At 38.1% G+C, this 20774-nt stretch carries 21 protein-coding genes and 2 tRNA genes; 15 read left to right on the top strand and 8 right to left on the bottom strand.

Annotated elements, in window-relative coordinates:
- Positions 1-28: 28 nt before the first annotated feature.
- Positions 29-778 (bottom strand): ABC transporter ATP-binding protein, encoded by a 750-nt coding sequence (locus tag HMPREF9073_RS12845; protein WP_009414212.1) that lies wholly within the window; start codon positions 776-778, stop codon positions 29-31.
- Positions 779-891: 113 nt separating this feature from the next.
- Here HMPREF9073_RS12845 and HMPREF9073_RS12840 point away from each other — a divergent pair, with 113 nt between their 5' ends.
- The 10 genes from HMPREF9073_RS12840 to ybeY all read left to right on the top strand — a co-directional run bounded on the left by HMPREF9073_RS12840 (position 892) and on the right by ybeY (position 8959).
- Positions 892-1401, top strand: a complete 510-nt coding sequence (locus HMPREF9073_RS12840; protein ID WP_009414211.1) for a GNAT family N-acetyltransferase — start codon at positions 892-894, stop codon at positions 1399-1401.
- Positions 1398-2060 carry an RNA methyltransferase gene (locus tag HMPREF9073_RS12835; protein WP_009414210.1) on the top strand — a complete coding sequence of 221 codons (663 nt, stop codon included), beginning with the start codon at positions 1398-1400 and terminating at the stop codon, positions 2058-2060. The genes HMPREF9073_RS12840 and HMPREF9073_RS12835 overlap by 4 nt, the downstream gene beginning before the upstream one ends.
- Complete coding sequence (locus tag HMPREF9073_RS12830; RefSeq protein WP_009414209.1) at positions 2057-2605, top strand: tyrosine-protein phosphatase; 549 nt, start codon at positions 2057-2059, stop codon at positions 2603-2605. The genes HMPREF9073_RS12835 and HMPREF9073_RS12830 overlap by 4 nt, the downstream gene beginning before the upstream one ends.
- Positions 2602-3699: a Nif3-like dinuclear metal center hexameric protein gene (locus tag HMPREF9073_RS12825; RefSeq protein WP_009414208.1), complete on the top strand. Its 1098-nt coding sequence runs from the start codon at positions 2602-2604 to the stop codon at positions 3697-3699. The genes HMPREF9073_RS12830 and HMPREF9073_RS12825 overlap by 4 nt, the downstream gene beginning before the upstream one ends.
- A 2-nt stretch (positions 3700-3701) precedes the next feature.
- The gene (locus HMPREF9073_RS12820; RefSeq protein WP_009414207.1) at positions 3702-4490 is read left to right on the top strand and encodes a zinc ribbon domain-containing protein; all 789 of its coding nucleotides are present in this window, start codon (positions 3702-3704) and stop codon (positions 4488-4490) included.
- A gap of 191 nt (positions 4491-4681) precedes the next feature.
- On the top strand, positions 4682-5053 hold the full coding sequence (gene rsfS, locus HMPREF9073_RS12815; RefSeq protein WP_009414206.1) for a ribosome silencing factor: 372 nt from the start codon (positions 4682-4684) through the stop codon (positions 5051-5053).
- Positions 5054-5057: 4 nt separating this feature from the next.
- Positions 5058-7025: an ATP-dependent zinc metalloprotease FtsH gene (gene ftsH, locus HMPREF9073_RS12810; protein ID WP_009414205.1), complete on the top strand. Its 1968-nt coding sequence runs from the start codon at positions 5058-5060 to the stop codon at positions 7023-7025.
- Between the two features lie 51 nt (positions 7026-7076).
- Positions 7077-8060 carry a polyprenyl synthetase family protein gene (locus HMPREF9073_RS12805; RefSeq protein WP_009414204.1) on the top strand — a complete coding sequence of 328 codons (984 nt, stop codon included), beginning with the start codon at positions 7077-7079 and terminating at the stop codon, positions 8058-8060.
- Between the two features lie 260 nt (positions 8061-8320).
- A complete protein-coding gene (locus HMPREF9073_RS12800) occupies positions 8321-8536 on the top strand; it encodes a DUF2892 domain-containing protein (RefSeq protein WP_002678703.1) in 216 nt (71 codons plus the stop codon).
- A 3-nt stretch (positions 8537-8539) separates the two neighbouring features.
- Positions 8540-8959 (top strand): rRNA maturation RNase YbeY, encoded by a 420-nt coding sequence (ybeY, locus tag HMPREF9073_RS12795; protein ID WP_009414203.1) that lies wholly within the window; start codon positions 8540-8542, stop codon positions 8957-8959.
- Positions 8960-8971: 12 nt separating this feature from the next.
- On the opposite strand, the gene HMPREF9073_RS12790 is transcribed toward ybeY, so the two are convergent.
- Genes HMPREF9073_RS12790 through HMPREF9073_RS12770 form a run of 5 tightly spaced genes read right to left on the bottom strand, consistent with a single transcriptional unit; the run spans position 8972 to position 14936 of the window.
- Entirely contained in the window at positions 8972-10387 is a 1416-nt protein-coding gene (locus HMPREF9073_RS12790) for an oligosaccharide flippase family protein (RefSeq protein WP_009414202.1), read from the bottom strand.
- A gap of 12 nt (positions 10388-10399) precedes the next feature.
- Positions 10400-11764, bottom strand: a complete 1365-nt coding sequence (radA, locus tag HMPREF9073_RS12785; protein WP_009414201.1) for a DNA repair protein RadA — start codon at positions 11762-11764, stop codon at positions 10400-10402.
- 27 nt (positions 11765-11791) lie between these two features.
- A complete protein-coding gene (locus HMPREF9073_RS12780) occupies positions 11792-12853 on the bottom strand; it encodes a hypothetical protein (RefSeq protein ID WP_009414200.1) in 1062 nt (353 codons plus the stop codon).
- An 11-nt stretch (positions 12854-12864) separates the two neighbouring features.
- On the bottom strand, positions 12865-13743 hold the full coding sequence (gene rfbA, locus HMPREF9073_RS12775) for a glucose-1-phosphate thymidylyltransferase RfbA (RefSeq protein ID WP_009414199.1): 879 nt from the start codon (positions 13741-13743) through the stop codon (positions 12865-12867).
- Between the two features lie 20 nt (positions 13744-13763).
- Positions 13764-14936 carry a metallophosphoesterase gene (locus HMPREF9073_RS12770; protein WP_009414198.1) on the bottom strand — a complete coding sequence of 391 codons (1173 nt, stop codon included), beginning with the start codon at positions 14934-14936 and terminating at the stop codon, positions 13764-13766.
- A gap of 132 nt (positions 14937-15068) precedes the next feature.
- Here HMPREF9073_RS12770 and HMPREF9073_RS12765 point away from each other — a divergent pair, with 132 nt between their 5' ends.
- Complete coding sequence (locus HMPREF9073_RS12765) at positions 15069-16142, top strand: glycoside hydrolase family 6 protein (RefSeq protein WP_034555950.1); 1074 nt, start codon at positions 15069-15071, stop codon at positions 16140-16142.
- A gap of 16 nt (positions 16143-16158) precedes the next feature.
- Here the strand turns inward: HMPREF9073_RS12765 and HMPREF9073_RS12760 are convergent, their stop codons facing one another.
- Positions 16159-16752 (bottom strand): M15 family metallopeptidase, encoded by a 594-nt coding sequence (locus HMPREF9073_RS12760; protein WP_009414196.1) that lies wholly within the window; start codon positions 16750-16752, stop codon positions 16159-16161.
- Positions 16753-16887: 135 nt separating this feature from the next.
- Positions 16888-17820: a malate dehydrogenase gene (locus HMPREF9073_RS12755; RefSeq protein WP_002678807.1), complete on the bottom strand. Its 933-nt coding sequence runs from the start codon at positions 17818-17820 to the stop codon at positions 16888-16890.
- A 201-nt stretch (positions 17821-18021) separates the two neighbouring features.
- Between HMPREF9073_RS12755 and bioD the strand changes: the two genes are divergently transcribed.
- The 4 genes from bioD (at position 18022) to HMPREF9073_RS12735 (ending at position 20760) form a co-directional block, all read left to right on the top strand.
- Positions 18022-18633 (top strand): dethiobiotin synthase, encoded by a 612-nt coding sequence (gene bioD, locus HMPREF9073_RS12750; protein ID WP_009414195.1) that lies wholly within the window; start codon positions 18022-18024, stop codon positions 18631-18633.
- Positions 18634-18649: 16 nt separating this feature from the next.
- On the top strand, positions 18650-20443 hold the full coding sequence (gene argS, locus HMPREF9073_RS12745; RefSeq protein WP_009414194.1) for an arginine--tRNA ligase: 1794 nt from the start codon (positions 18650-18652) through the stop codon (positions 20441-20443).
- A gap of 135 nt (positions 20444-20578) precedes the next feature.
- Positions 20579-20651: transfer RNA gene (locus tag HMPREF9073_RS12740), tRNA-Gly, on the top strand.
- Positions 20652-20674: 23 nt separating this feature from the next.
- Positions 20675-20760: transfer RNA gene (locus HMPREF9073_RS12735), tRNA-Leu, on the top strand.
- The last annotated feature ends 14 nt before the right edge of the window (positions 20761-20774 follow it).

Raw genomic sequence — 20774 nt, 5'->3', positions numbered from 1 at the left:
TTTTGTTACTTTTTATTCACATACCCAGCTATGAACTCTCACTGGCTTTACTTGTTACCTGAATAAATACTTCTTCTAAATTGAAAGCTTGTACCTCTTTAATAAGATTTTTAGGAGTATCTTCTTTTATCAATTGCCCCTCACTCAATATCCCTATGCGGTCGCAAAAATCCTGCGCCTCCTGCAAATGGTGTGAAGTATACAATACCGACATTCCTCTTACGTTCAACTCTTTTAAATAATCAATGATTATATTTTTAGATTGTACATCTACCCCTACAGTAGGTTCGTCCAAAAAAAGAACTTCGGGTGTATGTAATATCCCCGCTACTAAGTTGATACGGCGTTTCATTCCTCCTGAAAAATGAGCAATTTTCTTATCAGCTACAGTTGATAAAGCAACACGCTCAAGAGCTTCATCTGTTTTTGCTTTTAGCTCCTTCCCTTTGAGTCCATATAGGCTCCCAAAGTAATGTAAATTCTCTCTCGCGGTAAGTGTGGGATACAAAGCGTATTCTTGTGGTACAATGCCTATTTTATATCTCAGTAAAGTATCTTTATAGGTAAGCCCTGCAATAGTAAAACTCCCCATTGTAGGCTTAATACTTCCAAAAAGTATTGACATCAGGGTCGTTTTCCCTGCTCCATTAGGTCCTAAAATACCATAAACTTCTCCTTTCCTCACCTCAAATGACACATCATTCAAGGCAAGAACTGTAGTTTCTTTATATTGTTTGCTGAGGTGTCGTACCTCAATCGCATTTGGGGTTGTATTCATAACATAAAAAACTTAAAAGCGGGGCAAGTTAGCGAAAATTTGTCAATGAGCAAAGTTTTTTCTATTTTTGCCCTCTGTTACCTGCCTTTTGTCACCTGATTATCTAATTGAATATGACTCAAAAAATACAACTCAAAGTAGCAACTCCAGCCGATGCTTCTGCCATTTGGACAATCTTATCCGCTGCTATCCAGCGTCGCAAAACCGAAGGTAGCAATCAGTGGCAAGATGGTTATCCTAATGAACAAGTAATAGCGAATGATATTGCCAAAGGCTATGGCTATGTACTTGTAGAAGACGACGAAATAGTAGGTTATTGTGCCTTGCTTATCAATGATGAACCCGAATATGCTCGTATCAAAGGCAAATGGCTCACCTCTGGCGATTTTGTAGTCTTTCATAGGGTAGCAATTGCACCTAATCATTTAGGGAGAGGCTTAGCAAAAATACTATTGCAACAAATAGAACAATTCACTTGCGATAATGGCATTCACTCTCTGCGCGCTGATACCAATTTTGACAATACTCCTATGTTGCACCTCTTTGAAAAATTAGGTTATCAATATTGTGGCGAAGTCTCTTTCAGGGGAAGTCCCCGTAAAGCTTTTGAAAAAATATTATGAACAAAAAACTACTTTCTTACTTAGAACGATTTATTACTGAAGAGCGCAAAGAGCGTTTTTTAGAGATTATAGCACAGCGTACCAATCACTTTACGGTAGCGATGGAAGATGTATTCCAAATGCACAACACTAGTGCCGTTGTGCGTACCTGCGAAGTATTTGGCGTGCAACAAGCGCATAGCATTGAAGGGCGCTTCGGCAAACGCCTTGATGCCAAAATAGCAATGGGAGCTCAGAAATGGGTAGATGTATTTCGTTATAACGACACTCAAAGTTGCATTGATACGCTTCGTGCGCAAGGTTACCAAATTGTTGCCACTACTCCGCATAAAGATGCCTATTTTCTCAATGACTTTGATATTACTAAAAAAAGTGCTTTTTTCTTTGGCACTGAAAAAGAAGGACTCTCAGCACAAGTACTTTCACAAGCCGATACTTTCTTAAAAATACCAATGGTGGGATTTACCGAAAGTTTAAACATCTCGGTAGCTGTGGCTATTGTCTTACAACAACTCACTGATAAACTTCGTCGCAGCGAGATAGCTTGGCAACTCAGCGATGAAGAACGACTTAATACGCTTATTCACTGGACAAAACAATCAATTCGCAATGTGAATGATGTCCTTACACGATATGAAGAAATAAAAGATACCTTATGAAAAAAACACTTCTAATTTACTTTATTTTATTCGCTTTGCTACCTCTGTGGTCACAGCATAAGGCAACGCTCATTCACGCCGATGCTAATTTGTACAAAGTGGACAGTTTGCTCTACAGAAGCGAACAATTAGTAGCTGAGGATAGGGCTATTATTAAGAATATTCCTATCAAATCAATTGTAAATCTACGCTATTTCACCCGTTCAGGCGATAAGAAGATTTTCAACGCTTCCGATAATATCAAGCTCATCAATCATCCTTTGCTCACTTGGCGTATCAAAGCCCCTGAAATAGCACAAACACTGAAAATTATACGCGAACACCAAAAACAAGGAGCCGTACTAATTCACTGTTATCACGGTGCCGATCGTACAGGTATAATGGTAGCAATGTATCGTATTATTTATCACAATTGGACGATAGAACAAGCTAAAAAAGAAATGCTTAATGGTCCTTATGGCTACCATAGTGTATGGAAAAACTTAGAAGCATTATTCACTGAAAGCACTGTAAAAGAAGTGCGTAAACATTTAGGAATGCAATGAAAATAACAGACATTATTCAAGAATTAGAAAAACTCGCCCCTCTGCAATATGCTGAAGGGTTTGACAATGTTGGTTTATTAGTAGGTGATGCCAATGCTGAAGTAAAAGGGGTACTCATTACCTTAGATACTCTCGAAGCGGTTGTAGACGAGGCTATTGCCAAAAAATGCAACCTTATTGTGAGTTTTCACCCTATTATCTTTAGCGGACTCAAATCTCTCACAGGAAAAAACTATGTAGAACGTGTGGTGATGAAAGCCATTCAGCATCAAATTGCGATCTATAGTATGCACACGGCTCTCGATAATCAGTTCTTAGGAGTAAATGCATCTATCTGCAATCGTTTAGAATTGCAAAACAGACGTATTCTCATTCCTCAACCTCATACCATTCAAAAACTCATCACCTATGTACCAAAATCCGATGCCGAAAACCTTCGCAAGGCTCTTTTTGCAGCCGGTGCAGGCAATATAGGCAACTATGCTGAGTGTAGTTTTAATCTTGAAGGTAAAGGCACTTATAAAGGAAATGAGGAATCTCACCCTACCATTGGCGAACCTAATGTGTTCCATACTGAAGATGAAACCCAAATAGGAGTGATTTTCCCTAAACACTTACAACGACAAATATTGCAGGCTCTTCGTCAAAATCACCCTTATGAAGAAGTAGCTTTTGAGATATATACACTCGAAAATGAACACCAACATATCGGAATGGGAATGATTGGTGAACTTAATAAATCAATGTCCGAAGAAGATTTTTTAGCCTACCTCAAAGAACGTATGCAAGTGAGTGTAGTGCGTCACTCAGCATTGCTTGGTAAAGATGTGAAAAAAGTAGCAGTTTTAGGTGGAAGTGGCGCTTTTGCTATAGAAAATGCCAAACGTGCAAAAGCTGATGTTTATATAACAGCCGACCTCAAATACCACGAATTTTTCAAGGCTGAAGGACAAATTCTCCTTGCCGATATAGGTCATTTTGAAAGTGAACAATACATAAAATCACTTTTATTTGACTATCTTTCAAAAATTTTTCCTACCTTTGCCCTCTCAATATCAAATGTGGATACCAATCCTATCAAATATTATTCGTAAATATGGCACAAAAAGTGGATATTACTGTAGAAGAAAAACTAAGAGCTCTGTACGATTTACAGCTAATTGACTCAAAAATTGACGAGTTGCAATACACTCGTGGCGAACTACCTTTAGAGGTATCTGACCTTGAAGATGAGGTAGAAGGACTCAAAAAACGTCACGCTAAATTTAAAGAAGAATTAGATGCTTTACAAGCGGGTATCGCTGAGAAAAAAGCAACAATTGAAGAGGCTAAAGCCCTCATCAAAAAGTACACTACCCAGCAAAAAAATGTTCGCAACAACCGCGAGTACACTTCTTTATCTAAAGAAATTGAATTTCAAGAATTGGAAGTACAGTTGGCTGAAAAACGCATCAAAGAAGGTAAAGCTCAAGTTGACCAAAAGAAAGAAGCCATCAAGCAAGTAGACGAACGCAAAGCCCAACGCGATGCCCACCTCAAACACAAAAAAGCAGAACTCAACTCGGTATTAGCCGAAACTGAAAAAGAAGAAGCCTTCCTTAAAGAAAAAGCTGAAGAATATGCTGCTAAAATAGAGGAACGTTTGCTAAAAGCCTACCAACGCATCCGCAGTAGTGTAATGAATAAATTGGCTGTGGTGCCTATCCAGCGTGGTGCTTCTGGAGGATCTTTTTTCACTATTCCTCCACAAGTACAAGTGGAAATCGCCTCTCGTAAAAAAATTATCACTGATGAACATAGCGGACGCATTTTGGTTGATGCCGCTTTAGCCGAAGAAGAAAAAGAAAAAATGGAAGCTCTCTTCAAAAGTTTCAAAGCTTCTTAATAAAGAAATATAAAAATCAAAAATCACAAAATCAGCTGTTTAGTATAACACTAAACAGCTTTTTTCACTTCTTATCTCCTATCTTTTACTTCCTATCTATTAAAATCTTTTGCTTTTGTGAAAGGAAAGTATTATCTTTGCGCGCTTTCAAGAAGCACTTGTAAATTTAAACTGTAAAAACAATAAAAACATTGAATAAAGAAATATCATCAAACCAGCTTATTAGCAATATTATTGCTGGTATAGAAAAAGTAAAAGGCACTGATATCACCATTATGGATTTACGCGAGGTTGAAAATACCGTATGCGATTATTTTATCTTGTGTAATGGTTCTTCTAACACCCAAGTATCGGCTATTTCAGGAGCTATCCAAAAAATTGTTAGCCAAGCCGAAGGACATCAACACCCTTGGCACGTTGAAGGCGAGGCCAACGCCGAATGGATTCTCATCGACTATGTGGATGTAGTCGTTCATATCTTCCAAACAAAAGTACGTGAGCATTACGACCTCGAAGGTCTTTGGGGTGATGCCAAATTTATCAATTTAGAAACTAACTATTAAATATATGTCGGATAACAAAAGTAACGGAAATCGCTTTTCAGCCTACTGGCTATACGGCGTATTACTGCTCATTCTCATAGGCTTCAATTATTATTCAGGAGCGAGCTTTTGGTCTCAACCTAAAGAAATTCCTCAATCTAAATTTGAGGAATACCTCAGCAATGGCGATGTAGCTAAAATCATCATCTTAAACCGCAAAGAGGCTAATGTATACCTCACCGAGGATGCTCTTAAAAAAGAAGAACACAAAGAGGTGAAACCTACAGGCAATTCTCTTATGCAGGGAGCTAATGCGGGCGAAGTACCTCAATATCGCTTTGAATTAGGCGACTTGAGCAATTTCGAAAATCGCTTCGACCAAATTGTTAAAGATAACAATCTCAGTACCACTCGTGAAAACAAAACCCAACAAAACGTAATCGGCGATTTGCTATTCACTCTCTTGCCTTTCGTCGTTATTATTGGTTTGTGGATATTTGTAATGCGTCGTATGGCAGGTGCTGGTGGACCTGGTGGTATTTTCAGTATAGGCAAGTCTAAAGCGCGGGTGTTTGACGAAAAGAAAGAAACCCGCGTAACTTTCCAAGATGTAGCTGGCTTAGAAGGTGCTAAAGAAGAGGTACAAGAGATTGTAGACTTCCTCAAAAACCCCGATAAATATACCTCATTAGGAGGTAAAATACCTCGCGGAGCTCTGCTTGTAGGTCCTCCAGGTACAGGTAAAACACTCCTTGCCAAAGCGGTAGCTGGTGAGGCTCAAGTGCCTTTCTTCTCTCTGTCTGGTTCTGATTTTGTAGAGATGTTCGTAGGGGTGGGAGCTTCTCGTGTGCGCGATCTCTTCAAACAAGCTAAAGAAAAATCTCCATCTATTATCTTTATCGACGAGATTGATGCTATAGGTCGTGCTCGTGGTAAAAATGCAATGACTGGTGCTAACGACGAGCGTGAGAATACTCTCAACCAATTGCTTACTGAAATGGATGGCTTTGGCTCTCACACCAATGTAATTGTGCTTGCTGCTACTAACCGCGCCGATATTTTGGATAAAGCCCTAATGCGTGCTGGGCGTTTCGACCGTCAAATTTATGTGGAACTTCCAAACTTGAACGAACGCAAACAGATTTTCCAAGTACATTTGCGCCCTATAAAAACTGCTGAAACCTTAGATATCGATTTCTTAGCAAAACAAACTCCTGGTTTCTCAGGTGCTGATATTGCCAACGTTTGTAACGAAGCAGCCCTTATTGCAGCACGTAAAGGTAAAACAGCTGTGAGCAAACAAGAGTTTCTTGATGCAGTAGATAGAATTGTAGGTGGTTTGGAAAAGAAAACTAAAATCCTTACCCCTGAAGAACGTGAGGCTATTGCTTTCCACGAAGCAGGTCACGCTACCGTAAGCTGGTTGTTAGAACACGCTGCTCCATTGGTAAAAGTAACTATTGTGCCTCGCGGACAGTCGCTTGGTGCAGCTTGGTATCTACCGGAAGAGCGACAAATTGTACGCACTGAACAAATACTTGATGAGATGTGTGCTGCCCTTGGCGGTAGAGCTGCAGAAAAAGTAGTATTCAATAAAATATCTACAGGTGCTCTCAGTGACCTCGAAAAAGTAACCAAACAAGCCCGCGCAATGGTAACTATTTATGGGCTCAACGAGAAAATCGGTAATCTTACCTACTACGATTCTGCCCAGTCCGATTATAGTTTTACCAAACCGTATAGTGAGAAAACAGCTCACCTCATCGATGAAGAAATTTCTAAAATTATAGAAGAGCAATACCAACGTGCTATCGATATCCTCACCGAGAATAAAGATAAACTCACTACTTTGGCTAACTTGCTCTTAGATCGTGAAGTTATCTTCCGAGATGACCTTGAGAATATTTTTGGAAAACGCAAGTTTAAAGACCCTCACAATAGTAATGAAGAGGAAACTCCTTTAAAAACTGAAAATACTTCTCCAACAGAATAGAGTTTTAAAGGCTTCCTTTTGCAAAAGGAAGCCTTATTTATATAAAACAAAATGAAAATAACTGCTCAAATAAAAGAACCTATACGCGAAGAGATGGAACTTTTTGAACAGAAGTTCCGCAATTCAATGTCGTCTAAAGTAGCCTTGCTAAATCGCATCACCTATTATATAGTAAATCGCAAAGGCAAGCAAATGCGACCTATGTTTGTTTTCTTAGTAGCCAAAATGCTTTCTGATGATAGTAAAGTAAGTGAACGTACCTATAGGGGTGCTTCAGTTATAGAACTCATTCACACTGCTACTTTGGTGCACGACGATGTGGTGGACGATAGTAACAAACGCCGTGGTTTCTTTTCTATCAATGCACTTTGGAAAAACAAAATAGCCGTATTAGTAGGTGATTATCTGCTGTCTAAGGGGTTACTCCTTTCTATAGACAATGGTGATTTCGACCTATTGCGCATTATCTCAGTTGCTGTGCGCGAAATGAGTGAAGGTGAGCTTTTACAAATAGAAAAAGCACGTCGGTTAGACATCGTAGAGGATGTTTACTACGAAATTATCCGTCAAAAAACAGCGACCCTTATTGCGGCTTGTTGTGCAATGGGAGCTTGCTCAGTACAGCCTGAACAGCCTGAACTCATAGAAAAAATGCGCCTCTTTGGCGAGTATATAGGAATGGCTTTTCAAATAAAAGATGACCTCTTCGATTATACCGAAGATGCAATCGGAAAACCTACTGGTATAGACATCAAAGAGCAAAAAATGACCCTCCCTCTTATTTATGTACTCAATACTTGTACAGAAAAAGAAAAGCAATGGCTCATCAATTCGGTAAAGAAATACAACAAAGATAAAAAGCGTGTAAAAGAAGTGATTGCCTTTGTGAAAACTCACAACGGATTAGAATATGCTACTGCCAAAATGAAAGAGTTTCAACAAAAAGCACTCAATATTCTCAACGGTTTCCCTGCTTCCCCTTATAAAGAAGCTCTTACCTTAATGGTAAATTACGTAATCGACAGAAAAATTTAGATCCTGTATTACATAATTAAATACAACGGCATTCGCTTTTAAAATAGTAGTAGACTTATATTTTTAAATAAACTCTAGAATAGTAGAAAATATTAGATGTTTTCTCATTAAAAAAGTCACTTTTGTGAATTGCCCCTTTCCTTTCGGGAGGGAGAGCGAGGGTAGTTTTTTAAATTCAAATGAGCGAATTTACTCATTACCAAATTTGCTAATTTACAAATTATTTGTACCTTTGTCCTCAAAATTTAAACAAAAGTGATATGAAAAGAAATATAAGCACTTTAGACAAGAATATCCGCTTACTTATTATCGTGATTACGGCAATTTTGGGGTATTTCAACGAGTTTTCTATAACCATTGCATCGGTGTTATCAGGCGTTTCTATTTTGCTATTGGTAACCATTCTCATCAATTTTTCTCCTATTTATGCGCTATTAGGTATCAGCACCTATAAGCCTAAAGAAAAAAATAGTTAGATTATGACTTCTTTTTTTAACGAAACTCCTTTTGTCTTCCCTTATAATAAGAATTCGGTAAAACGCTGGGTGAAAAGTGTTGCTAAATCCGAAGGTAAAGAGGCAGGCAATATCAACTATATTTTTTGTGATGATGAGTATTTGCACAAAATAAATGTAGAGTACTTGCAACACGACACCCTTACCGATATCATCACCTTTGATTATACTGAGGGAAAAGTACTCCACTCGGATATTTATATTTCGGTAGAACGCGTAAAGGAAAATGCCGAAATCTTTAAAGTGCCTTTCCAAAGAGAACTGTTGCGAGTATTGGCACACGGGTTGTTGCACCTCTGTGGGTATAAAGATAAAACCCCCAAAGACAGTGCGCTAATGCGACAAAAAGAAGAGGAAATGATGTTGCTGTTTGACCAACTTTAACTGCCTATCACACTATGCTTTTGACCGCAACGCTTTTAGCTTGATTGCAAAGCTCGCTAAATAGCCATAGATAAGCAGAAACAAAATACCTATATAAATACTATTGCCAAAGGCATAGAAATTTATAAAAGAGAAGAGTACACTCATACCAAGGAAGATTTTTATCTTCCTTTTTTTGTAGGGTATCGGGTAGTATTTTTGTCCGTAGTAATACGAGATACTCATCATTGCAGCATAGGTGATGAGGGTAGCCAAAGCGGCTCCTTTATAGCTAAGCCAAGGAATAAGAGCAAAGTTGAACACTACTGTAATTGCCATTCCTATCAAGGATACAATCGCACCAAAGCTCGTGCGGTCAGTTACTTTGTACCATACCGAAAGACTGTGGTAAATACCCAAACAAAGGTTAGCTAACAAGATAATAGGCACAATCCAGAGCGCATCCCAGTAGGCTTTATTAGGTATTAAAATAAGTTTAAAAACATCAGTGAATACGGTAATAAAGAGCAAAATAAAGCCTCCGCACACAATGAAGTATTCGGTGATACGTGCATAAGTTTTAGGCGCATTCTTATCTTGGGCACTACTGAAGAAAAAGGGTTCTATACCAAGTTTATAGGCAGTGACAAAGAGGTTCATAAACACTCCCATTTTGTAGCAAGCCGAGTAGATACCTATCGTTCCATCGGCTGTATCAGCAGGAAGGAGCATTCGCAAAAACACACGGTCAAAACCTTCGTTCACAGCAAAAGCGATGCCCGCCAAAAGTACGGGAAAAGCGTAGATCATCATCTCTTTCCAAAGAGGATAGTAGAATTTGAAACGTATTTTGAGGTAGATGGGTAGCAGCACAATAAATGTCGCTAAACTAGCAATCACATTGGCTAAAAAAATGTAGTATACACCACCATTTGTTGCGAGATTTTCAACAGACAAATAATTTAGATAGTAGATATTAAGCGCTAAATTTAAGGCTGTATTCCCTATCTTTACCATTGCGTAGAGTTTGGCTTTACCTTTATTTCTGAGCCAAGCAAAAGGAATGACCACTAAGGCATCGAGCACCAATATATAAATAGCAAAGACAATATATTGCACATCGTAATTCAGCCAAGAGGCTATAGAATACCTAAGTAGATAAGCTAGTAATAAAAAAACTAAGGAACTAATAGTAAGTGAAGTAAGGGCGGTAGACTGTACTTTTTTCTTCTGTTCGCCTTTATTCATAAAGCGGAAGAAAGCGGTTTCCATACCATAAGACAGCAGTACATTCCCCAAGATAAGGTAGACAAACAACCCTGAATAGATACCAAAATCGGCAGTATCGAGTTTATTCACGTACAGCCTTGTGAGCAATAGGGTTAACACACGAGGAAGTACAGTAGCAATGCCGTAAATAATGGTATCTTTAAAGAGTTTTCTCAACATAAGGCGTTCTTCTTATCCAAATAATTCTTGTATCGCATCTTCTATTTTAGCGACCGTTATAACTTTTATCTTCGTATTTTTGAGAGCTATTTTGTTGTATTTAGAAACAAAAATGGTATTAAATCCTAATTTTTCAGCTTCAGTAATGCGTTGCTCTACACGTTGTACAGGGCGTATCTCACCGCCTAATCCTACTTCGCCGGCAAAACAGACGTCCTTTTCAATCGCTATATCTTCGTTAGAAGATAGGATAGCCATCGCCACTCCTAAATCGGTTGCAGGGTCGTCGATGGTAATACCTCCAGTGATATTTAGGAAAACGTCCTTAGCTCCTAAGCGAAATCCTGCACGTTTTTCAAGTACAGCCAAAAGCATATTGAGACGTTTGGCATTGAAGCCCGTAGTACTGCGTTGTGGTGTACCATATACCGCTGTACTCACGAGGGCTTGTATTTCAATCATCAGCGGACGCATACCTTCTAAGGTGGCAGCTATAGAAGTACCGCTAATGGTCTCATCAGTTTTGGAAATGAGAATCTCCGAAGGGTTGTTCACCTCGCGCAATCCGTTGCTAAGCATCTCGTAAATACCCAGTTCGGAAGTAGAACCAAAGCGGTTTTTAAGTGAGCGCAGGATACGGTACACGTGATTGCGGTCGCCTTCAAACTGCAGAACGGTATCCACCATATGCTCCAATATTTTAGGTCCTGCTATTTGTCCATCTTTAGTGATATGCCCAATGAGTATTACAGGAGTATGAGTAGTTTTAGCAAACTTAATCAATTCGGAAGTACATTCTCTAATTTGAGAAATACTCCCTGCTGATGCCTCTATATAATCGGATTGTAGGGTTTGGATAGAGTCGATAATCACGATTTCGGGCAAGAGTTCTTTTATCTGCTGAAAGATATTTTGCGTCTTAGTTTCAGTGAGAATAAAGCAATTATCGAGCTTATGCGGAATACGGTCGGCGCGCATTTTTATCTGTTTTTCACTTTCCTCTCCCGATACGTAGAGCGTACGATAGGGCAAGTTAAGAGCTATTTGCAATAATAGTGTACTCTTGCCTATCCCTGGTTCCCCTCCTAAAAGCGTTACCGACCCTGGCACTATGCCCCCACCGAGCACGTTGTTCAGTTCGTGATTGTTGCTGTTGAGGCGTGGCTCTTGCTGAGTATCGATTTGAGAAATAGGGATATACTTAGGTGCCTTATTTTTGATAGGAGATTCTTTTTCTTGCCAAGCAGGAGCCGTGTCTTTATGTACGACTTCTTCCACAATGGTATTCCACTGCTTGCAAGTGTAACACTGTCCTTGCCATTTGCTATATTGCGCACCGCAATTTTGACAGAAATATGCTGTTTTTAGTTTTGCCATTTTTATTAGAGGTTAGAAGGTTACGAGCTACAAACTCGCACCAGCATTTGTATAAAACTCAATCATTTTGGTTTCATCAAAAGTTTGAGGATCGTATGAAAGTTTTTTCATTGTCTTTTCATTGGTGTGATAGAGATAAACCCCATTTTTATCTTTGAAATAGTAGTTGTATTCTACCTCTGCCCAATCGCCACTGGGATTTATAACATCTACTACAGAGCCCACAAAGGTCATAGTATCGAAATCGCAAATATTTTCTATAACTTTATCTTCTATCAGCAATTTATCCTTTGAGGCAAAACACAATTGCAAATCTTTTATTTCAGAAGTAAGGGGTACACGTCTTACAAGTCTCGCTTTGAACACATTTCGCCTATTATCTATTTCATAATATCGTATTTCATCATCCACCAGAACAAAGGGCTGTAATTGATGTTGATAAGACTCTCTACCTTTATTGGTATATTTCTTATGAGTTATCAATGTTATATAGTTTTTGTTCTTGAGACGATGCCATTTATTACTATAAAACTCATCTTCCTTATAATAGTTTTTTCCATCATAGTACCAATCTTTTTGTAATAGGCTTGACTTTTCTTTTTGCGGAGAGGAAAGTTGCTCAATGGGACTATTGATAAGTTCTTTTTTGATAGGTTGCTCCCTATCATAAGGGTTATAACTGACTCTGTACCAAACTCCATCGATAAGAAAATTCTGGCTACCCAAAAACTTAGTAACACTTGCTACTGTAAAAACTTTTTCAGGGGTGATTTTTTCCCTGCTGTTATAAAAAATATGACTGTTCACAAAGTAATACCAAGTATCATCAGCAATAAGCAAATGATTGGTATCTCTACCTTCAGTTACTGATACAAAATAAGCATTTTTTCCAATGCTATTAGGCAATAGCACTTTTTTATATTCAGCAATACTAATACCATTAGGATCTCTTGCTATTTTCACTAAAAACAACCTCCCCTCCTCATTCTTCACTTGATACTCCTGCGTAGTATGCCAGTTATAACTATCACTCGCCTGCAAAAAGAAAGTAGTAAAGAGGGTTAAGATAAGTGTTACAAAAGATTTCATTTTGTTAATTATCAATTGTTCTTTGTTAACTGCAAAAGGTATTGCCCATATTGGTTTTTGAGCATTGGCTTAGCGAGTTCTTGCAGTTTTTCAGCGGTAATCCACCCCTTGCGATAGGCTATTTCTTCCAAACAAGAAATTTTGAGTCCTTGACGTTTTTCTAAGGTCTCCACAAAGTTAGATGCTTCGCTAAGTGAATCGTGAGTACCCGTATCAAGCCACGCAAAACCACGTCCTAAAAGTTGTACTTTTAGTCCACCGTCATTTAGGAACACTTGATTCACAGTAGTAATCTCTAATTCACCTCGTGCTGAAGGTTTGATGTTTTTAGCTACTTTCACCACCTTATTAGGATAGAAATAAAGCCCCACTACTGCATAGTTAGATTTGGGTTGTGCTGGTTTTTCCTCAATGCTAAGTACATTACCTGCATTGTCAAACTCGGCTACCCCATAGCGTTCAGGGTCTTTTACGTAATAACCAAAAACAGTAGCTTTGCGTTCTTTCGTTACATTTTCTACTGCTTGAAAAAGCATTTTTGAAAAACTTTGTCCGTAGAAAATATTGTCGCCTAATACCAAACACACATCATCATCTCCTATAAACTCTTCTCCTATGATAAACGCTTGAGCTAAGCCATCGGGACTGGGTTGTTCGGCATAACTAAGGCGAATACCAAAATCAGAGCCATCACCTAACAGGCGCTCAAAACCTGGTAAATCTTGAGGGGTAGAAATTACCAATATCTCACGGATGCCTGAGAGCATCAACACCGACAGTGGATAGTAAATCATTGGTTTATCATAAATAGGAAGCAATTGTTTAGAAACTCCCTTTGTAATGGGGTAAAGACGTGTACCTGAACCTCCTGCTAATATAATTCCTTTCATTAGTTATTAATGTTTAGTTGTTAATCATCATTTTCAGGGATTTCAGCATTCTCAATAATAACTGATTTTTCTCCCTTGCTATTTACTTTATATTCTTTGCCATTCTCTATCAACAATCCTTGTATTACCCCTTTAGCGTGTGCTACATCAAGATCGATAACTCGTTTGTTCATCAGGTAGGTTACCTCACTGTGAAGAGTATGCCCTATAACAAACTTACCTACTTGCCAACGTTCTAAAATAGTTTTGGACTCGGTTGTATCAATAGTTTGTTTGCCCCAACCTCTGTACCACGTAGGACTTATACCAAACTGATAGAGAATACTATACAAGCTATCTTTACATTTTCGTGCTTTTAGATTATCAAAATAGTAGTCACGGGCTTTATCATTTAGTTCTTGTACAGTGAGTCCTAAATTGGAAATTTCTATAGAGATACCAGCGTGTACAAACACATAATCACCTATTTTTTCAACGATATTTTTGGTAGCCAACCAGCGTCCTAATTCTGTATTAGGTTTGTAGAAATGTAAATATTCATCTTGTAATAAAGAAGCATTCTGGAAGTATTTTTTGCGCACATAGCGGAAGTCGTTATTCATATTCATCAAGTCGTGGTTGCCAAGTATAAAATGTACTTTACCCCCTGCTTTTTCAGCTTGTTGTTCTAAATGATAGATAAGCCAAAGTGTTTGTGTAACCCAAAGTCCGCGATCAAAAAAATCACCTACCGTCACTAAATGCCCCTTACCATATTTCCATTGGTATTTAGCATTCATCACCCCATTAGCTATCAAAAACTGCTTAAAAGCCTCAAATTCACCTTCGATGTCCGAAATAGCAATGAGTTTTTGAGGCATATTATACACTGCTGTTTCATTCTTTAATTCTTTTTTAATTCTAAAACTAAAAGATTCTTTATCACTGAGTTGTGCTGTGAATTTTTTACCTTTGATATCCTTAGTAAATGTTTGAATAGACGGTAATGCTACACCTTTCTTCTCAGTAATTTGCTTTACAACAATCCCTTTATCAGTATAAAAAATATAAGGTCCATCAAAGCCTGCTTTAGAGTTATCTTTGTGCAGACGAGCCTGACTGAGAATAGGCATTAACTCTTGTGCTTGTAACCTATTATTGTCTAAAACAAAACAGCATAAAAACGCTAAAAAAGTAATATATGTTTTTTTCATTAGATAAAAAGTGAAAAACTTTGGCAAAGGTATAGTATTTATTTGAAAATAACAAATTTACAGATTAGTAAATTTGCAAAATTAAAAATAAAGCACTACCTTTGTAGCCTTAAAACATTTAAAAAGAAAATTATGAATAAATTAGTATCCTTAGTAACTTTGTTATTACTAACAATCGCTTGTGAAAAATCAGGGGAAGACAACACCCCCTCTACACAGACTTCTACTACACAAATACCTTATGATTGGGATTTCTATTTGGAACCTTCTCGCTTAAATGCAGTGAAAAAGGAGCCTAATATAGAACTGAAAAAGCTGTATTACCAAGTGTATGGTACGCCCTGCGGAGGTTGGTATGACGGCGGTGTTAGTCCTGGTAGTGGTGGTAAAGAGAAAAATGACCGTTGGCTTAAAAACTTCGTTGAAGGAGCTGAACGTGCCCGCAAAACGCCTATTGTGGTGCTTTACGGTATTCCCAATCGCGATTGTGGGTCGTTTTCAAAAGGAGGGCACCCTAATGCTGCTTCTTACAAAGAGTGGATAGACCGCGTAAGTGCCATTATTGGACAACGCCGTGCGGTGGTTATTATTGAGCCTGATGCCATTAACTACTGTGGTCATCCAAGAGGTTCGGCTAAATACAATGAACGTGCTGAATTGCTAAGGTACGCTGCCGAAAAATTAAATAAGAACAACCCTAAAGTAATGAGTTATATTCACGCCGGGAATTCTGTTTTGGTTACCCAACATCCTGAAACTGTTGCCAATGCTATTATAGATGGAGGCTTAAAATATATGCGTGGTTTCGCACTAAATGTTTCAGGAGTAGGAGGCACTGCTGAAGAACAAGCTGGAGCTGAGAAGTTTGTAACTTACTTAGCTTCTAAAGGTTTTAAAGATGTGCATTACGTGATTGACACAGGGCGCAGTGGTATCAATAGACCTAAACACCAAAATGCTAATGCTCCTTATAACTCTTGCAACAACTTCAATGCAGCTTTAGGTCCGCGTAGCACTACTAAAACCACTGGGGCACACGCCGATGCTTATTTGTGGATTAATGGAGGGGGGGGCTCCGACGGTGAATGTAAAATGGGAGCCCCTGCAGCGGGAGAACCTTATCCTGAATATACTCGTGCTTTAGTTAACAACGCAATCAGAGTTAAAAGCATACAAATTTTAGAACTCCCTAACAATCTCAAATAACTACCATTATTCGTAATTATTCACATTTCCATTGAAAGTTTTCTACTTTGGATTGCATTTCAGGGCGGTATTCGTAATGCCACCATTCCGAATAAATAGATTTGAAGTTGTATTTATTCAGTATATCTTTCAGCAACTTGCGATTTTTAAGTACTTTTTTAGAAAGGGTGGTACAAGTATGATGGGCTTTCTCACCAAAAAAATCAAAAGGAGTACCCATATCCAATTCTTTACCATCCTTATCTACTAAAGTGAGATCGACTGCTGCTCCACGATTGTGTTTAGAACCTTTGGCAGGATTGGCTACATAATGAGTACCTGGAAGTATTTTCCACATCTTTTTTTGCACTTCAAGAGGTCTATAGCAATCAAATAGTTTAATGCGATATCCCAAAGTTTTAAACTCCTCATTAGCTTTTACCAAGGCTTCCGCTGTTTTTTTGCGCAGATAGCATTCTCCACACTCATAAACAGCTTGTTTAAGAAAGTTATCAGGAGTTGCATATTTCATATCAAATACAAAATCGGAAGAAAGGCTTTTGAGAAGCACAAAATCAGTTTGTTGTGCCGTAGCAATAAATGTGACAAAAAATGCAAGAATATATTTCATAAATAAAAGAAATTTTAATAGTTATAAGTATTTTTTGCGGATTATCCCCTTCGGAGAACGGGAACACCAAATAAAATAAAAGCGACTTTTTTCGGAAAAGTCGCTTTTATTCTAATTTTAAGGTCTTAAGGCAGACTATAATACACTTGCTAAAGCTTTATTTACTTCACGTACTGCTTCAGTACTTTCTGCAAATTTAGCTTTTTCAGCATCGTTAAGTTTTACCTCTACAATTTTTTCAACACCATCTCTACCGATGATTACAGGAACCCCTACGCACACATCTTTTTGTCCGTATTCACCTTCGAGTAATACTGAGCAAGGGAAAAGTTTCTTTTGGTCGCAAGCGATTGCTTGTACTAAGGCTGATACAGCAGCTCCTGGAGCATACCAAGCTGAAGTTCCTAAAAGTTTAGTAAGAGTAGCTCCACCTACTTTAGTATCTTCGGCTACTTGGTTAAGACGATCAGCACTCAAAAACTCGGTTACTGGCACACCGCGATAGCTTGCCAAACGTGTAAGAGGTAACATACCACTATCACTGTGAGCAGCGATTACCATACCATCTACATCTGAAATCGGACTGTTAAGCGCTTCTGCCAAGCGGTATTTAAAGCGTGCGCTATCAAGTGCACCACCCATACCAATGATGTGGTTTTTAGGTAATTTAGTAGCTTTGTGTACCAAATAAGCCATAGTATCCATAGGGTTGCTCACTACAATTACAATCACATTAGGTGAATATTTCACCAATTGTTCAACAACTGATTTCACAATGTTTGCATTGGTACCGATAAGCTCTTCACGAGTCATACCTGGTTTACGAGGAATACCAGAGGTAATCACAGCTACATCACTGCCTGCAGTTTTTGAGTAATCATTGGTTACCCCTGTAATACGAGTATCAAACCCATTGAGGGAAGCGGTTTGCATCAAATCCATAGCTTTACCTTCTGCAAAACCTTCTTTGATGTCAATTAATACTACTTCAGACGCGAAGTCTTTAATAGCAATGTACTCTGCGCAACTTGCTCCTACGGCACCTGCGCCTACTACTGTAACTTTCATATAATCTATTATTTAAAAATGATGAGTTATAAAAAACTCAATCAATGGTTATTTTCAAGCCACAAAAGTAGAAAGTTTTTAATAATTGTGCAAATATTTTTAAGAAAATTTTTGGATTTTAAAAACTAAAAACTAATCGCTATTTTTTGCTCATTTGCCAATTACTTTGTACTTTTGCACTCTCAAAACAAACCATTCAAAATGAAAGACACTTATTTTGTGGTGGGCATTTCCACCGAAGTTGGCAAAACCATCGTTTCAGCAATTCTTACAGAGGCTTTTCAAGCTGATTATTGGAAACCTATACAATCAGGAGACTTAGAGAACTCAGATACTGACAAAGTAAAACGACTTATCAGCAATACACGCACTGTATTTCACCCTAATAGCTATGGATTACACACTCCTGCAAGTCCACATCTTTCAGCTCAATTAGACGGTGTGCGAATTGAGCTTTCTAAAATTGTTCGCCCTGAAACCAATAATACACTTGTTATAGAAGCAGCAGGCGGATTGTACGTTCCTCTCAATGAAAAAGATATGATGCTTGACCTAATTCATCCTACGGATAAAGTCATTTTAGTTTCTCGTCATTATTTGGGTAGTATCAACCATACGTTACTCACTTACGAAACACTAAAAAACAGAGGGTTAAACATTCATAGTATAGTATTTAGCGGCTCCCCTACCCCATCTACTGAAGAAGTGATTTTACACCATACTAACTTGCCTGTATTACTACATATTGATGAAGAACCTTATTTCGACAAACGAGTTATTTCAGAATATGCTACAAAAGTTAATAACCCTTGAGATTGATAATTAATATATGCAAAATTTAAATGACAGCCTAAAACAACATATACTACAAGCCGTACAAGAACTGTACAACGTAAGTTTAGAAAATGTAGAATTGCAACAAACTAAAAAAGAGTTTGTAGGCGATGTGACCCTCGTGGTCTTCTCGCTTTTACGCCAAATCAAAGGCAATCCTGTGCAAATAGGCGAACAAATAGGAACTTACCTCAAAGAAAAAGTAGGTAATTTAGTAACCGATTTCAATGTGATTAAAGGCTTTCTAAACCTTGTTATCGCAGATACTTATTACCTCAACTTTTTAACAGAAATAAAAGACAATCCTCAGTTTGGATTAGCAACACCTAATAGTAAAGAGGCTATTTTAGTAGAATACTCATCTCCTAACACTAATAAGCCTTTGCACTTAGGACATATCCGTAACAATCTCTTAGGTTATTCAGTAGCCGAAATCTTAAAAGCTGCCGGACATAAAGTGTATAAAACCCAAATTATCAACGATAGAGGAATACACATTTGCAAATCTATGGTAGCTTGGCAACGTTTTGGCAATGGAGAAACTCCTGAAAACACAGGATTAAAAGGAGATAAACTAGTAGGAAACTACTATGTAGCATTCGATAAAGCGTATAAAGAAGAAATCCAAGAACTAATAGCTCAAGGAAAATCTAAAGAGGAAGCTGAGAAACAAGCACCTATATTTGTAGCAGCTCAAGAGATGCTTCGCCAATGGGAAGCAGGCGACCCTGAAGTAATGAAACTTTGGAAACAAATGAACGGATGGGTATACGATGGTTTTGCAGTTACTTATAAGAATTTAGGAGTAGATTTCGACTCGTACTACTACGAAAGCAATACCTATTTATTAGGAAAAGACATCGTAGAACAAGGTCTACAAAAAGGGGTATTCTTCAAAAAAGAAGATGGCTCTGTTTGGTGCGATCTCACCGCCGATGGTTTAGATGAGAAGTTGGTACTCCGTGCCGATGGTACTTCAGTATATATAACCCAAGATATGGGTACTGCCATTCAACGTGTAAAGGACTATCCTGATGTGAAAGGAATGGTCTATACTGTTGGTAACGAACAAGACTACCACTTCAAAGTACTTTTTCTCATTTTAAAAAAATTGGGGTACGATTGGGCTTCACACTTGTACCACCTCAGCTATGGTATGGTAGATTTGCCTAGTGGAAAGATGAAAAGCCGTGAAGGAACCGTTGTTGATGCCGATGACTTAATTGCTGAAATAGAACAGACTGCCAAAGTAATTTCACAGGAACTCGGCAAACTCGATGGCTATACCGAAGCTCAAAAAGAAAATTTGTATCACACTATTGGCTTAGGAGCCTTAAAATACTATATATTAAAGGTAGATCCTAAAAAACGTATTTTATTTGACCCTAAAGAATCTATCGATTTTCAAGGAAATACAGGACCGTTTATCCAATACACATACGCTCGTATCCAATCTATTTTACGCAAATACGCTGAAACGAATAATAACAAAGAAATAACTGTTATACAACCTGATGCTCTACAAGAAAAAGAAAAAAACTTACTGAAAAGTATCACTCTTTTCCCTTTTATTGTACAAGATGCCGCGGATAATTATAGCCCTGCTGTGGTCGCTAATTACGTATACGATTTGGTAAAAGACTTCAATTCATTCTACCAAAACGTTTCCATTTTAGGTGAAGAAGACACTAACAAACGCCATTTTAGAGTAGCTCTGAGCAAAAAAATAGGTGAAATCATCGCAGAATCTTTTAAAATGTTAGGAATACAAGTACCTGAAAGAATGTAGGTTATAAAAAATATGTAAAAAAGTAAAAAAAAAGTTGCTCAAAAATTTGCAGGAATGAATATTTGTCGTACCTTTGCACCGCAAATGAGAAACAAAGTAACTCTTCAGATGCAAGTTTATTGAAACAATTTATATGCGAAAATAGCTCAGTTGGTAGAGCGCAACCTTGCCAAGGTTGAGGTCGCGGGTTCGAACCCCGTTTTTCGCTCTTTTTTTATGTCTATCATAAAGGCTCGGATGGTGGAATCGGTAGACACGCTGGACTTAAAATCCAGTGGGCAGTAATGCCTGTGCGGGTTCAAGTCCCGCTCCGAGTACAACCCTTAATCAC

It is taken from the genome of Capnocytophaga sp. oral taxon 326 str. F0382, assembly GCF_000318295.1.
GTDB lineage: Bacteria > Bacteroidota > Bacteroidia > Flavobacteriales > Flavobacteriaceae > Capnocytophaga > Capnocytophaga periodontitidis.
This window is presented reverse-complemented; position numbering and strand designations above follow the sequence as displayed.